The 14423-nt window shown below is 73.7% G+C and carries 11 protein-coding genes; 5 read left to right on the top strand and 6 right to left on the bottom strand.

The features are described from left to right. Positions 1-115 precede the first annotated feature (115 nt). From P1P75_RS31935 to P1P75_RS31925, 3 genes are all read right to left on the bottom strand, one after another. Positions 116-649, bottom strand: coding sequence for a GNAT family N-acetyltransferase (locus P1P75_RS31935; RefSeq protein ID WP_319262175.1), 534 nt, complete (start codon positions 647-649; stop codon positions 116-118). Positions 650-706: 57 nt separating this feature from the next. Then, positions 707-1099 (bottom strand): DUF1801 domain-containing protein, encoded by a 393-nt coding sequence (locus P1P75_RS31930; protein ID WP_319262177.1) that lies wholly within the window; start codon positions 1097-1099, stop codon positions 707-709. A 190-nt stretch (positions 1100-1289) separates the two neighbouring features. Further along, positions 1290-1856, bottom strand: a complete 567-nt coding sequence (locus tag P1P75_RS31925; protein WP_319262173.1) for a pyridoxamine 5'-phosphate oxidase family protein — start codon at positions 1854-1856, stop codon at positions 1290-1292. 233 nt (positions 1857-2089) lie between these two features. Between P1P75_RS31925 and P1P75_RS31920 the strand changes: the two genes are divergently transcribed. Together P1P75_RS31920 and P1P75_RS31915 are read left to right on the top strand one after the other, a co-directional pair. Continuing rightward, complete coding sequence (locus P1P75_RS31920; RefSeq protein WP_319262171.1) at positions 2090-4954, top strand: LuxR C-terminal-related transcriptional regulator; 2865 nt, start codon at positions 2090-2092, stop codon at positions 4952-4954. Positions 4955-5076: 122 nt separating this feature from the next. Beyond that, the gene (locus P1P75_RS31915) at positions 5077-5481 is read left to right on the top strand and encodes a hypothetical protein (RefSeq protein WP_319262170.1); all 405 of its coding nucleotides are present in this window, start codon (positions 5077-5079) and stop codon (positions 5479-5481) included. Positions 5482-5520: 39 nt separating this feature from the next. Here the strand turns inward: P1P75_RS31915 and P1P75_RS31910 are convergent, their stop codons facing one another. Further along, a complete protein-coding gene (locus tag P1P75_RS31910; RefSeq protein WP_319262168.1) occupies positions 5521-7107 on the bottom strand; it encodes a glycerol-3-phosphate dehydrogenase/oxidase in 1587 nt (528 codons plus the stop codon). Continuing rightward, entirely contained in the window at positions 7104-7703 is a 600-nt protein-coding gene (locus P1P75_RS31905; protein ID WP_319262166.1) for a TetR/AcrR family transcriptional regulator, read from the bottom strand. Before P1P75_RS31905 ends, P1P75_RS31910 begins: the two co-directional genes overlap by 4 nt. A 76-nt stretch (positions 7704-7779) precedes the next feature. Between P1P75_RS31905 and P1P75_RS31900 the strand changes: the two genes are divergently transcribed. Continuing rightward, on the top strand, positions 7780-9387 hold the full coding sequence (locus P1P75_RS31900; RefSeq protein ID WP_319262164.1) for an FAD-binding oxidoreductase: 1608 nt from the start codon (positions 7780-7782) through the stop codon (positions 9385-9387). Between the two features lie 130 nt (positions 9388-9517). Beyond that, entirely contained in the window at positions 9518-10399 is an 882-nt protein-coding gene (locus P1P75_RS31895) for a YegS/Rv2252/BmrU family lipid kinase (RefSeq protein ID WP_319262163.1), read from the top strand. A 279-nt stretch (positions 10400-10678) separates the two neighbouring features. Here the strand turns inward: P1P75_RS31895 and P1P75_RS31890 are convergent, their stop codons facing one another. Further along, entirely contained in the window at positions 10679-12928 is a 2250-nt protein-coding gene (locus P1P75_RS31890) for a glycoside hydrolase family 36 protein (protein WP_319262161.1), read from the bottom strand. Positions 12929-13044: 116 nt separating this feature from the next. Between P1P75_RS31890 and P1P75_RS31885 the strand changes: the two genes are divergently transcribed. Continuing rightward, positions 13045-14094, top strand: coding sequence for a LacI family DNA-binding transcriptional regulator (locus tag P1P75_RS31885; protein ID WP_319262159.1), 1050 nt, complete (start codon positions 13045-13047; stop codon positions 14092-14094). Positions 14095-14423 lie beyond the last annotated feature (329 nt).

Here is a 14423-nt window from a genome sequence, read left to right as displayed (position 1 = left end):
GCCGGGGACGGCGGGCGTCCGGGGGGCAGGGCTCGGACCGCGCGGGCCCGGCCGGTGGATCACCTGGGCGTGGAGGGGGAACCACCTGGGCGCAGGGGGCTGCCGCTCCGCCCGCTCACGCCTCGTACTCGGTGAGGTCGATGGCGTGAACGCCCAGCGGGAAGCCGTGCACCGGATGGGTGATCACCCGCTCCGGCACCATGCCGAGCTTGCGGATGACGTTCTCGGAGGCCTCGTCCCCCACCCGGCAGATGCTGATGACACGGTCGAGGCCACGGTCCTGAAGTGCGAACTCCAACGTCGCCTGGGCGGCCTCGGAGGCATACCCCTGACCCCAGAACGGTGAACCGAACCGCCAGCTGATCGCCACCTCGGAGGCCACCTCCGGCAGGTGTCCGGGCACGGACAGGCCGGTGAGACCGGCCAGCTCGCCCGAGGCCAGCAACTCGACCGCGAAGAGGCCGAAGCCCTCCTCGTCCCACTCCTCCTCCCACCGCTCGATGGCCTCCGCCGTCCCGTCCAGGTCGAGCACCGAGCCGTCGTCGACCCAGCGCATCACGTCAGGGTCGGCGTTGATCTCGGCCATGGGTACCAGGTCGTCGTCGTGCCAGCGACGCAGGATGAGGCGGGGGGTGCGGATCTCGGTCATGGGGCCATCCTGCCGAAGGCACGGCCCGTACCGGTAATCAGCGTTCCGCAAACGGTTTCAGCCTGTTGCCCTCTCGATCAGCGCGATGATCTGTGCCTCTGTGCCGGCGGTCAGCCCCGTCAGCGCGTAGGAGGTGGGCCACAGGGCGCCGTCGTCGAGGTTCGCCTGGTCGCTGAAGCCGAGGGTGGCGTACCGGGACTTGAACTTCCGCGCGCTCTGGAAGAAACAGACGACCTTGCCGTCACGGGCGTACGCGGGCATGCCGTACCACAGCTTCGGCGTGAGCTGCGGCGCGGCGGCTCTGACGATCTCGTGGAGCCGCTCGGCGAGGACACGGTCCGCGTCCTCCATCTCGGCGATCTTCGCGCGGACGTCGCTCTCGCCGTCCGCCTTGGCCGTGCGCGGGCTGCGGCGCGCGGACGTCTTGAGTTCCCTGGCGTGGTCCTTCATCGCCTCGCGTTCCTCGGCGGTGAACCCGTCGAAGCTCTTCTCGGCGGTGGCGCTCTGTCGCGCGGGCGTCTGCGCGAGCTTCTGTGCGGGCTTCTGCGTGCTGGTCATGGCAGGGTTCCTCTCTCGGTGCGTGCACTCCGTGTGCGGGAAGGGGTGGGTGTGAGGGATGTCGGGCCCTTCGGGACAGGCCCTAGCAGGTCCAGCCGCCGTCACGCATCAGCTCGCGGCCCGTCAGCTCGTCCGCCTCGCGCCAGGCCTGAACGCGGCGCGGGGTGACCCGGAACCAGCGGTACGGCGTGCCGGTGGTGGACGGCGTACGCGGGTCGAAGCCGGTACGGGCGGCGAACCGGTCGGCGCGCTCCCGCGGCAGCACGTCGATCTCCAGCACCTCCACGTCGCCGTCGATCATCGACACGTCGCGAGTGGGGCCCAGTCCCAGCCGGACGGTGCCGCGGGCGGCGAGGTTCCGGCCGGTCGGGCTGCCGGCCGGAGTGGAGATCAGCAGAGTCTCGCCGTCCCAGTCGAAGGACAGCGGCACCAGGTACGGCACGCCGTCAGCCGAGGCGGTGGCCACCCAGAGATCGACGTCATGGGCGAGCCGGTGCTCGGTGTCACGGCGGCGCAGGGGGCGCGGGCGCGGGGCGGAAGGTGCCCCGGCGGCCTGGGTCTTTGTCAGGTCGCAGACGGGGTGCGCGACGGTCCTGGACTCCTGGGTGGACAAGTGGGCGGACGACCCGGTCATGGTCACTCCAGTCATTCCAGTCACTCCTACGGTCGAGGGCCACGATGGGCCCGGCTTCACCTGCCGGGCTCGATCGCCGTGGTCACAGCCTCTCGCCGCGGGGCGCGGTCCGCCTCCGTGCTCACCACGGAAACAACTACGGAGACGCGTACGGAAAGAGCTACAGAGACGCGTACGGAAACAACTACGCAGACACCTACGGAAACCGCTGTGGAACCGCTGTGGGTACGACTGCGGATAATGACGCCGTGTCCACTTCAGCGATCTCGGTCCGGGAAGGCGAGGTGCTCGCGCTGCTCGGGGAGCACCTCAGCAACGCGGAGATCTCCTCGCGCCTGTTCATCTCCGTCCGCACGGTCGAGTCACACGTCTCGGCACTGCTGCGCAAGCTGGACGTCGCGGACCGGCGGGAGCTCGCCCGGCGCGCCGCCGAACTCGCCCGCGCCGAACGGCCACGCCCGGCCTTGGCTCTCCCCACGCCGCTGACGGCGTTCGTCGGCCGGGTCCGGGAGCGGGCGGAACTGGCCGAGGCCGTGAAGACGCGCCGGCAGGTGACCGCGGTCGGTCCGGGCGGCGTCGGCAAGACCCGGCTCGCGCTCGTGGTGGCGGCGGAGGCGGCGGGTGACTTCGCCGACGGGGTGTGGTTCGTCGACCTCGCCCCGGTGCTCGATCCGGGCCGCGTGGGGGCGGCGGTCGCCGCGGCCGTGGGGGTGGGCGAGCAGCCCGGCCGGGGCATCGACGAGACCGTTCTGGCCGCGCTGGCGGACCGTCAGGCGCTGCTGGTGCTCGACAACTGCGAGCAGATACGCGACGGGGTGGCGCCCTTCCTGGAACGGCTGCTGGTGGCCTGCCCGCGGCTGCGGGTGCTCGCGACGAGCCGGGCCCGGATGATGGTGCCGTTCGAATGGGTCTTCCCGGTCCCCCCGCTGTCCTTCGCCCACGGCGGCGACTCCGACGCCGTGACCCTGTTCATGGAACGGGCGGCGGCGGTCGGCCCGCCCCCGGACCCCGCCGTACGCGAGCGGATCGCGGCCCTGTGCGAACGGCTCGACGGCATGGCGCTGGCGATCGAACTGGCCGCGGCCCGATGGCCCACGCTCGGGCTGGACGGACTCACGGCCGGCCTCTCCGACCAGCTGCGCATCCTCGCGGGCGGTCCCCGCGCGGACGACCGGCACCGGTCGGTGCGGGCGGCGCTGGACTGGAGCCACGACCTGCTGGAGCCGCACGAGCGGGCGCTGCTGCGCCGCATCTCGGTGTTCGCGATGCCGTTCACCGCCGACGCGGCCACCGAGGTGGCGGCCTTCGCCCCGCTGGATCCGGCAGCGGTGGCCGACGGACTCGGCAGGCTCGCGGAGCAGAGCCTGCTCACCGCGACGCCGTCCCCGGCCGGCACCCGCTACCAGGCGCTGGAGACCATCCGTCAGTACGGCACGGAGCGGCTGGCCGATGCCGCCGAGCTGACGGACGTCCGCTCCCGCCACCTGGGCCGGTGCCTGGCCGCGGCGACCGCCCTCACCGCGGCCGGGGCCGAGGCCACGGACCGACCCGCCCGCTTCGACGCGCTGGCCGAGGACATGAGGGCCGCCCTCGCCTGGGCCGCCGGCCGGCCGGAGCGGCGCGCGGACGCCTACCGACTCGCCCTGGCCATGGGGGAGTTGACCTTCGCCCGCAACCTGCTGGGCGAGGCCCAGCAGCGCTTCGAACAGGCGGCCGCGCTCGCCGGTGACTGTGTCGGAGCCGGAGCCGGAGCCGGAGCCGGTGTCGGTGCAGAGGCCGGTGGCGGTGGCGGTGTCGGGGCCGGAGCCCCCGCCGAGGCGTTGCGGGAGGCCGCCGCGGTGGCCGGCTGCCGCAGGCTCGGCGACGACATGCTCCGGCTGCACCGAGCCGCGGCAGAGGCCGCCCGCCGGGCCGGCGACACCGTCGGCGCGGGCCGAGACCTGGCGACCGCCGCCACCGTCGCGTACCGCTTCTCCAGCGAGTTCACCCGGGTCCCCACCGCGGAGGAGGTGACCGCCGTGCTCAATGAGGCGCGGGAACTGTCCCGGGGCGGCGACCCGGCGGCCGAGGCGGCCCTCGCGCTGGCCGAGGCGGCGGTGCTCGCGGACGCCTTCGGCGCCGTCCAGGGGGCTGCGGACAACACCGCGCACGAGACCGTCGAGCTGGCCGAGCGCGCCGTGGAACTCGCCGGGCGGGCGGGCGATCCGGTGGCCGAGTCCGCCGCCCTCGACGCGCTGTCCGGCGCCCTGACCTGGGCCGGTGACTCCTTCGGCGCCGCGGCGGCCGCGCGACGGCGGATCGCCGTACTGCGGCCGGTACCGGGCACCCCCGCCGCCATCCACGAGCGGATGGACGCCCTGGCCATGGCCGCCGGAACCGCCCTCGGCGTGGGCGACCTGCCACAGGCCCGCCGATGGGGCCGGCAACTCGCCGACCAGCCGCTGTTCGCGGAGGTGGGTCACCACGCCATGTCCTGGCTCCTGATCGCGGACGCGTTCGCCGGCCGCGCCGGGGAAGTGCTCGCCGGCAGCACGGAATTCCTCGACGCATGGCGGCGGAGCGGCCGGCAGCGGTCGTTCTCGCTCGGCCCGGCCGCCGCGTCGGTCGCCATGACCCACGGCCTGCGCGGCGACCACGAGGCACGGGCCAACTGGCTGGCGGTCGTCGAGCGGGCGGGCACCGCGTCGGAGCACCACCACGGCTACGGCGCCGTCTTCGACGCCCTGGTCCTGCTCCACCACGGCGACCCGGAAGCAGCCCTGGTCCGGCTCGCCCCGGAGCCGGACCAGGTGTGGAAGTGGGTCTCCTGGATCTGGCTGCACTGGTACGTCGCGCTCCGGGCGGAGGCCTCGGTCCTCGCCGGGCACCCCGGCGCCCGGGACCGTATCGCCGCCGCCCGGACCACGGTCGTGGGCAACCCGGTCGCCACCGCCCAACTGGACCGTGCGGAGGCGCTGTTGAACGGTGATGTGGCACGCCAACTCGCCGCCGCGGCGGCATTCGAAGCGGCCGGCTGCCCGTACCAGTCGGCACGCACACTGCTGCTGGCCGGGCCCGCCCATGCGGAGGACGGCAGAGTGGCCCTGGCCGGCCTCGGCCTCACGGCCCGCTGAGCTGAATCGCCCCGTGCCGGCCGGCCGGACGTCGTGGTCAGCCGGGCCGTCCACGAGCGAGAGGCTCATGCGGAACGCCGCGACCTCGCCGACGATGCCGGCCGGCCTGTCATTCTGCTCCCATGTCCGCACGCAACCGAAGACTGGCCAGGCACCTGGCCTGGCCGCTGACCACCACCGACATCAACGAGTGCCTCGGCCCCCACATGACCCACGTCAGGGACCTCCAGTTCCTCACCGGGCCCGGCAGCGCGACCATCGTCCTGGGCGCACAGTGGGTGGCCCCGCTGTCCCGCACCTACGGCCGTGGCATCCACCCGGACATGGTCGGAATCTCCATAGACGTCCACCCGGTCGACGCCACCGCGCGTGCGGCCGCCCGCGCGGTCCTGCGGGCGCGGGCACTTCCGCAGCTCCACGCATGGGTCACACGGGCGCTCGCCGCCGACGAGACCTGGCGCCTGACCCCTCACCAGCACTACTGGCGACTCGACGACGGCCGCCTCACCCACGGCGACGAGGAGTGAACGGGGGCAGCGCGCACGCCTCGTCGTCGAGGCCGCGGGCTACGGCAGCCCCGGGCGCGCCCGGTCCGACATCTCGTCCAGCAGGCGGCGTACGGCCGTCAGGGCCTGGTCGCGGTCGGCGGGTACGAGGCCGATGCGGGTGCGGCGGTCGAGGAGGTCGGCCTCGTCGAGGGCGCCCTCGTGGTGGACGGCCCACATCAGTTCGGCGCCGGTGACGGGATGGCCGTCGACGACGGGTGCGGCGAGGTGCGGGTCGGTGGCGGCGAGGGCCTGGACGGCCGGTGCCTCCGTGCCGTAGCGCTGGACGAGGCGGCGTGGCGCGGCGATCGTCCGCAGGGTCCGGACGGGCGCCGCGCCGATGAGGGGGAGGCGGGCCGTGCGGCAGGGGGCGGCGGTGAGGCGGCCCGAGGAGACGGCGGCGTCGACGGCGTCCTGGGCCATCCGCCGATACGTCGTGAGCTTGCCGCCGACCACCGTGACGACGCCGTCGTCCTGGCCGATGACCGCGTGCCGCCGGGAGATGTCCGACGTACGGCCGGGCTCGGCCGAGTCCAGCAGGGGCCGCAGGCCGGCGAAGGCGCCGACCACGTCCGAGCGGTGGACGGGGACGTCGAGCACGCAGCCGAGGACGTCGAGGAGGAAGCCGATGTCCGGCTCGGGGGCGGCCGGCACGTCGGGCAGGTCGCCGTCGACGGGTTCGTCGGTGAGTCCGACGTAGACGCGGCCGTCACCCTGGGGGAGGACGAGGACGAAGCGGTTCGTCTCCCCGGGGACCGGGACGTGCAGCCCGGCCGGGAGCGCGCCGAGGCGCTCGGAGCGCAGGACGAGATGGGTGCCGCGCGAGGGTCGTATCCGGATGCCGTCGACCAGGCGGCCGGCCCAGACGCCGGAGGCGTTGACGACGGTGCGGGCCCGTATCTCGCCCTCCTCGCCGGTCAGTTCGTCGCGGACGGTGGCTCCGCAGCCGGTGAGCCGGAGTGCTCTGACGCGGGTGAGGACGCGGGCGCCGTGTGCGGCGGCGGTGCGGGCGAGGGCGGTGACCAGGCGGGCGTCGTCGGTGACCTTGCCGTCCCAGGACAGCAGGCCTCCGCGGAGGCCTTCGGGGCGTACGGCCGGGGCGAGGTGGCGGGCCTCCGTCGACGAGAGGCGGCGGGGCGCGGGCAGTGTCGCGCGCGCGGTGCGCGCGGCCAGCCGCAGGGCGTCCCCGGCGCGGAACCCGGCCCAGGCCAGGGTGGCCTGGCCGCGCGAGACCAGCGGGGTGAGCGGGAGGACGAAGGGTTCGGCGCGGACGAGGTGCGGGGCGGTGTGCTCCATGAGCAGCCCGCGCTCCACCGCGCTCTCGTGAGCGACGTCGAACTGTCCGGAGGCGAGGTAGCGCAGGCCGCCGTGGATGAGCTTGGAGCTCCAGCGCGAGGTGCCGAAGGCGAGGTCGTGGGCGTCGACGGCGGCGACCGTGAGTCCCCGCGCGGCGGCGTCGAGGGCGGCACCGGCTCCGGTGGCGCCCAGACCGACGACGAGGACGTCCACCGTCGGTCCGCCCACGGTCGCGGCGAGTTCCCGTGAGCGGCGGGCGGCCGACAGGGAGGAGGCGTCGAGCGGCGGGGTGGGGCTGCTGGTGCGGCTCATGGCGTGAGTGTCCTCTCCAAAAGGGTCCGCAACTCCCCGAGGAATGCCGCGGAGTCGAGGTCCGGGTCGTCCTCGTCGGTCATGGTCCGCAGCGACAGGGTGAACGACTGGACGACGAGCAGCAGGGAGCGCGCCTGCCGTTCCGGATGGCCGGAGCGCACCGAGCCGTCGGCGTGGCCCTCGCGCAGGCCGTCGGAAAGCAGTTTCAGCAACGCTTCCTGGCTCGCCCCGCGCCGGTCGAGGACGTAGGGGAGGAGAAGTTCGGGGTCCACGTCGACGATCTTGCGGAAGAGCGGGTGGTCGCGGAAGGCGGCCACCCCTGCCACCAGGCCGTCGACGAGGAGCGTCCGGGCGTCGGTGCCCGCGCGCCGCTCGGGCATGGCGCCGGTGGCGACGCCGACCCACTCGCGGGTCATGAGGTCGCCGACCAGCGAGCGGACGTCGGGCCAGCGCCGGTAGAGGGTCATGCGGGAGACCCCCGCCCGGCGGGCCACGTCGGTGAGCGTCGTACGGCGGACTCCGACGGCGAGGACGCAGTCGCGTACCGCGTCGAGCACCCCGTCCCCGTCCGACTGGTTGTGACGAATAGGCGTCATGTGTCACAGTGTAACGCCTCGTGGGGGGCCGTTCCGAGACGGCGTCCCCGCACCGCCGACCGGGAGGACGACACCGATGGACATGCTGTGGAGCGGCTGGGGCGACCCCGCCGAGGCGACGCCGCTGCCCGACACGGTGGCCGGGCTGCTGCACGACCTGCTCGGCGTGAAGCCCCGCGCCGCCGCCCCGGTGACGCTGGACCAGATCGCCGTCCCCGCCGCACCGCTCGACGCCGCGACACACGCCGCCCTGCTGGCCGCCGTCGGAGGGCACGCCCAGCACGTCCGCACCGACGCCGAGTCCCGCATCCGGCACACCCGCGGCAAGTCCACCCCCGACCTGCTGCGCATCCGCGACGGCGAGGTCGACGACCTCCCCGCCGCCGTCCTCCTGCCCGCCGGACACGACGAGGTCCTCGCCGTACTGCGGGCCTGCGCCGCCCACGGGCTGGCGGCCGTGCCCTTCGGCGGCGGCACCTCCGTCGTCGGCGGCCTCGCCCCCGCACGGCACGGCGCCTTCGTCGCCCTCGACCTGCGCCGCATGGACGCCCTGCTGGCCGTCGACCCCGTCTCACGGACCGCCACCCTCCAGGCCGGACTGCGCGCCCCGCACGCCGAGGCACTGCTCGCCGCCCACGGCTTCACCCTCGGCCACTTCCCCCAGTCCTACGAGTGGGCCACCATCGGCGGATTCGCCGCCACCCGCTCCAGCGGACAGGCCTCCGCCGGATACGGCCGCTTCGACGACATGGTCCTCGGCCTCACCCTCGCCACCCCCGAAGGCACCGTCGAGACCGGCCGCGCCCCCCGCTCGGCGGCCGGCCCCGACCTGCGCCAGCTCCTGCTCGGCTCGGAAGGCGCGTTCGGGGTGATCACCTCGGTCACGGTCCGCGTCCGTCCCGTACCCCGTGCCCGTGTCTACGACGGCTGGCGTTTCCCGACCTTCCGGCAGGGCACCGAGGCGCTGCGAAGCCTCGCCCAGGACGGGCCCCGCCCGACGGTGCTGCGTCTCTCCGACGAGACCGAGACCCTCGTGGGCCTGGCCCAGCCCGACGCCATCGGCTCCGGCGCCATCGGCTCCGGCCGGCAGAACGCCGGCTGCCTGGCCGTCGTGGGTTTCGAGGGCACCGAGGAGGACACCACCCACGGCCGTGAAACGGCGACCGCCGTGCTACGCGCCGCCGGCGGAGAGCCGCTGGGCGAGGAACCGGGCCGCCGCTGGGCGCACGGCCGCTACTCCGCCCCCTACCTCAGGGACGCGCTGCTCGACGCGGGAGCCTTCGCCGAGACGCTGGAGACCGCCGCCTTCTGGTCCCGCCTGCCCGAGCTGTACGCCGCCGTCCGCGACGCCCTGACCACGACACTCACCGACGCCGGCACTCCACCCCTGGTCATGTGCCACATCTCGCACGTCTACGAGAACGGCGCCTCCCTCTACTTCACCGTCGTCAGCGCCCAGGGCGACGACCCACTCGCCCACTGGACCCGCGCCAAGCACGCCGCCAACGACGCGATCCTCGCCGCCGGCGGCACCATCACCCACCACCACGGAGTGGGCACCGACCACCGGGACTGGTACGTACGTGAGGCGGGCGATCTGGCCGTCGACGCCCTGCGAGCCGTCAAGCGGCGCCTCGACCCGGCCGGAGTCCTCAACCCGGGCGTTCTGCTTCCCGCAGACTGAACTCGTCCGCCCGGGCCGTTCTGCCTGCTGAACCCGCCGGGCTCACGCCGTTCTGCCTGCTGCACCCGCCCCGTGTTCGTGCCCCCGCCTTTCCGCCCTCCCATCCGCCGACCGCCCGGAGGCCCACCCGATGCGACAGTTCACGGCCGTCGTCAACCCCACCGCAGGCGCCGCCACGGGCGCGGCGGCCCTCGTCGGGGTGGCCCGGCTGCTGCGCGAGGCCGGCGCCGACCTCGAAACCGTTTACAGCAACAGCCTCGAGCACGCCCGGGAACTCGCCAGAACTGCCGGGAAGAGCGGGCGGATCGTGCTGGCGGTCGGCGGGGACGGCATCACCGGCGCCGTCGGCGGAGCCCTCAGCGGCACCGACACCGTCCTCGGCCTGATACCGGCAGGGCGCGGCAACGACTTCGCCCGTGCCCTGAAACTGCCCACCGAAGCCGACGCCGTCGCCCGAGTCCTGCTGGAGGCCGAGCCGCGCCCCGTCGACACCATCGAGGTGTGCTCCGCGGTCCATGACCGCACCGTCGTCCTCGGCAGCGTCTACGCGGGAGTCGACGCCGTCGCCAACCACCACGCCAACCACGCCGGACTGCTCCGGGGCTCCGTCGCCTACTACCTCGGAGGCCTCCGCGCGGTGGCGGGCTGGCGTCCCGCCCGGTACCGCGTCACGGTCGACGGGACCGAGCACGCCCACCGCGGCTACACCGTCGTCGCCGCCAACTCCGGCTTCTACGGCTCCGGCCGCAACATCGCCCCAGACGCCAGGATCGACGACGGCCTCCTGGAGATCGTGCTCATCCGGCACGCACCGCGGCACCTCTTCTTCGCCCTGATGAACGAACTCAAGACCGGCACCCACATCCGCCGCCCCGAGGTCAGCGTCCTGCGCGGCACCCAGGTCCGCATCGAGGCCGACCGCGGCATCCCCTACGGCGCCGACGGCGAGGTCGAGGCCGAACTGCCCGTCACGGCCACGGTCCTGCCCGGCGCGCTGCGGGCGCTGTTCTGAGCCCGGCACCTCAGGGTGCATCCCCGTGCCATCCCGGCCGACGCGGGGCGCGTGCCGTCGAAGCGCGCACGCCGATGGCGGTACCGTCGCTCACGGCACGGCACGGCACGGCACGGCACGGCACGGCACGGCACGGCACGGCACGGCACGGCACGGCACGGCACGGCACGGCACGGCACGGCACGGCACGGCACGGCACGGGCCGCACCGCCTGCGTACAGCGCCGTGCGGACCTACGCCTCCGGCACCCCACTACGACTGCGACGCCACGCGGATCAGCTACGACTGGGACGTCAGCCGGATCAGCACAACCCCGGGCGTGCGCGGCAGCGACACCCGCAGTCCGCTCCCGTCCCACCGCGCCGACCCGGCGCGGGAAGACGACGGGTGCAGCACCTCCGTACGGACCTCCCGGCCCGCCAAATGGCCGATGGGCAGCCGGAGTTCGCCGTCGCCGCCACGGCGCCAGACCGAGACGTACGAGGCACGGTCGCCCGGCACCCGCATACCCAGGGCCAGCCAGTCGTCCGTCCACCCCGGCAGACCGAGCGGCCAGAACGGCACCGCCCGCGCCAGGTCCGCGCGGAGCGTCTTGTACACATCCACCGCATGCCGCACCAGGCCGAGTTGACGCTCCGTCATCCGGTTCAGATGGCCGGAGAGATGGATGCGGCCCAGCAGCGCCCCGCCCAGGGTGAACGTGATCAGGTCGTCGTCGAAACCGGGCTGCGGGTAGGCCCAGACGGCACCCTGCTCGGGCGGGACCACAGTCGGCGCGGCGGCGGCGACCGGCGGGAAGCGCAGCGGGTCCTGCTGATCGCTGGTCGACTGGAGCTGGGTGACGGCCAGCGTCGCCCCGTCCATCCGCATCCCGCCCGAGGCGCAGTTCTCGATCACCAGGCCGGGATGCCGGTCCAGCACCTCGGACAGCCAGTCCAGGTAGGCCTGTGTGTGGCCGAGCAGGCCGGCTCCCGGCGCGATGTCCCCAGGGGCGCAGGTCCCGGGGTCGACCACGATGTTGTAGTCCAGCTTGAGGTAGCCCACCCCCCAGTCGCCGACGATCCGGTCCACGGTCTTGTCGAGGTGCGCACGGGCGGCGGGATGACGCAGATCGAGCTGGTGGCGCCCCTGTTCGGTGATGCGCAGGCCGTCGCGCTGGAAGAAGGCGTCCGGCGGCAGCGCGTCCGCGACGGGACTGCGCACACCCACCACCTCCGGCTCCAGCCACAGCCCCGGGACCATGCCACGCTCGCGGATCCGGTCCAGGACCGCCTGGAGTCCGCCGTCGGGGAAGCGGCGCGGGGAGGGCAGCCACTCGCCGACGCTGTCCCACCAGCCCTCCGTGCTGTCGTCGTACCAGCCGGAGTCGATGCAGAAGTACTCCGCCCCGGCCACGGCGGCGGCGTCGATCAGCGGCAGCAGCTTCTCCGTCGTCGGGTCGCCCATCAGCGTGTTCATGTAGTCGTTGAAGACGACGGGCAGCGCGCGGTGGTCCGGGTGCGGGCGGCGCACGGCCCGGCGGTACGAAGTCAGGGCGGCGAACGCGTCGTCCAGCCCGGAGCCGAGGGCCATCACCGCGGGCACGGTGGTGAACTCGTCGCCCGGCAGCAGCCGGACCCGCCACTGGTGCTCGGCGTCCGTGGGACCGTTCAGCGCCACGTACGTGCCCTCGGCGCATTCGCCCAGGTCCCAGCGCCAGCCCGCAGGGGACTCGACCTGCCAGAGCCAGGCCCGGCCACCGCCGCGCTCGGTGACGGCACCCATCGCGAGATGCCCGTCGGTGGGCCAACTGCCGTGTCCGGCAAGGGACACCGCTGCCCGGCTGTCGTGCTGATGGGCGGCCGTGTGGATGTCGGCGACGGTGTCGCGCAGTGGCTCGGCGTACCAACGGCATTCGGCCAGCCAGTCGTTGCGGGCACGATGGACGTCGAGTGCGTCGGGGGAGGGCAGCGCACCGACCAGCAGGCTGGTGACGGACTGGACGACAAGGGGCTCGTCACCCTCGTTGCGCAGGCGGACGCGGGAGCGCAGCACCGGCAGCCCGGTGGGCGAGGAAAGCTCGGCGTAAGCGGTCAACCCGGTTGCGGGGTCGTGCAGTTCGGCGGTGAGATACGTCCAGTCCTCGTGCTCCCGCGTGGTGTGACCGCGGTAGCGCAGCCGGGCACCGAGGGCCGTACCCGTGAAACGCGGCCCCGACCAGCCACTGCCGTGCCCGAGCGCGGTCAGCTCCAGGAGGGGGAGGGGAGCCTGCGGGGCGGACTCGGACCTGACTGTGGTCTGTGGGGCGGACTCGGGCTCGGCTGTGGCCTGCGACGTGGCCTCTGCCTCGGCGTCGGATTCGGTCCTCGGGCCCTTGACGAAGGCTCTTGCGCCGAAGGGTACTTGGGGGTGTGGGCGGGCCAGCCGGACCATCCGAAGGACCCCGTCGGAGCCGGTGGCGAACCCGGCCTCCAGCGCACCGTGACCCCACGTGAACTGCCGCCCACTGGCCCCTTGGGCCGCGCCCGCCGTGTCCGACGTGTCCGGCATAACGGTCAACGTCTTTCCCTCCCGATGGCCGCGACTGCCGGCGGCCGTACGTCTGTTGCGTGAATCCATCGTTACGTTCTCTTGACGGCCTCTGTGTGACCGGTCACAATCCTGGCATGAATGTGACCGGTCACACAAGGCGCTCGGTAAGTATCAGGGATGTCGCGACCGCGGCCGGGGTCTCCTACCAGACCGTCTCCCGCGTGATCAACGACCATCCCAGCGTCAAGCCCTCCACCCGCGAACGGGTGCTCGCCGCCATCGACGAACTGGGCTTCCGACGCAACGCCACCGCGCTCGCCCTGGCCAGCGGACGCAGCAGGGCCGTGACCGTCCTCACCGCCAACACCACCCACTACGGCTACGCCTCGATCCTCCAGGGGATCGAGGAGGCGGCCCGCGCCGAGTCCTACGCGGTCGGGATCGGCGTCCTGGAATCAGCCGACGAGACCGCCGTCGCCACCGAGGTGCGGCGAGCGGCGGACGCGAGCGGCGGACTGATCGTGATCGCCTACGATCCGCCCGGCGTGAAGGCGCTGGCCGCCGTACCCGCCGACCTGCCGGTCGTCGGTGTGGTCGAGACCCCCACCAGCCCGCCCGGCGGCGACCGCCCCTGGGTGTGGACCGACGACCGCGAGGCCGCCTACGAAGCGACCCGCCATCTCCTCTCCCTCGGCCACGAGACCGTGCACTACGTCGCCATCCCGTCCAGCACCCGGCGCACCAGCGCCCGCACCACCGGCTGGCGGCAGGCGCTGAAAGAGGCCGGGGCCCCCCAGCCCCCTCCGGTACAGGGCCGTTGGGGCCCGGCCGGCGGCCATGCGGCGGGCCTGAAACTCGCCCAGGACCCCGAGGTCACCGCGATCCTGTGCGGCAACGACGACCTCGCGCTCGGGGTGATCCGCGCCCTCCACGAGACGGGCCGGGCCGTTCCAGGCGACGTGAGCGTGGCCGGGTTCGACGACGCCCCGCACTCCGCCTATCTCACCCCGTCGCTGACGACCGTACGCATGGACTTCACCGGCCTGGGCCGGTCCGCGTTCGCCCTGCTGCACGGGGTGCTCGAGGAGTCCGCGCCGGTCGCCCCGCACCCCGTCTCCGTGCCGGAACTGGTGGTGCGGGAGAGTTCCGGTCGCCGTCGGCCGACGGGTGAACGTCCCGTTTGAGCCGAGCCGGTGACCGTCTCGTCGGTGAACGGCTTGGGCGGAGCCGGTGACCGTCCCGTCGGCGAACGGCCCGCTCAGGCAGCGCCGTGGGGAAACCGTCTTCCGCAAGGCAGCTGCTCCGGCCGAGTTCTCCCCGTGGGGTAACCGCTTTCAGAAAGAGGCGGGGGTGGCCGCCGAGTGGTCGTTACGTAACCGCTTCCCGCGTCGACCGACCCGACCGAGCCACACCCGTTGTGTAACCGCTTGCCGATCGCCGGCAGTCAGACCGAGCCCTACCTGTTGTGTAACCGCTTGCCACCCCGCGGCGCCGCACCCGCCCCCACCGCACC

The organism is Streptomyces sp. ID05-39B (assembly GCF_033794725.1).
Lineage (GTDB): Bacteria > Actinomycetota > Actinomycetes > Streptomycetales > Streptomycetaceae > Streptomyces > Streptomyces bobili.
This window is presented reverse-complemented; position numbering and strand designations above follow the sequence as displayed.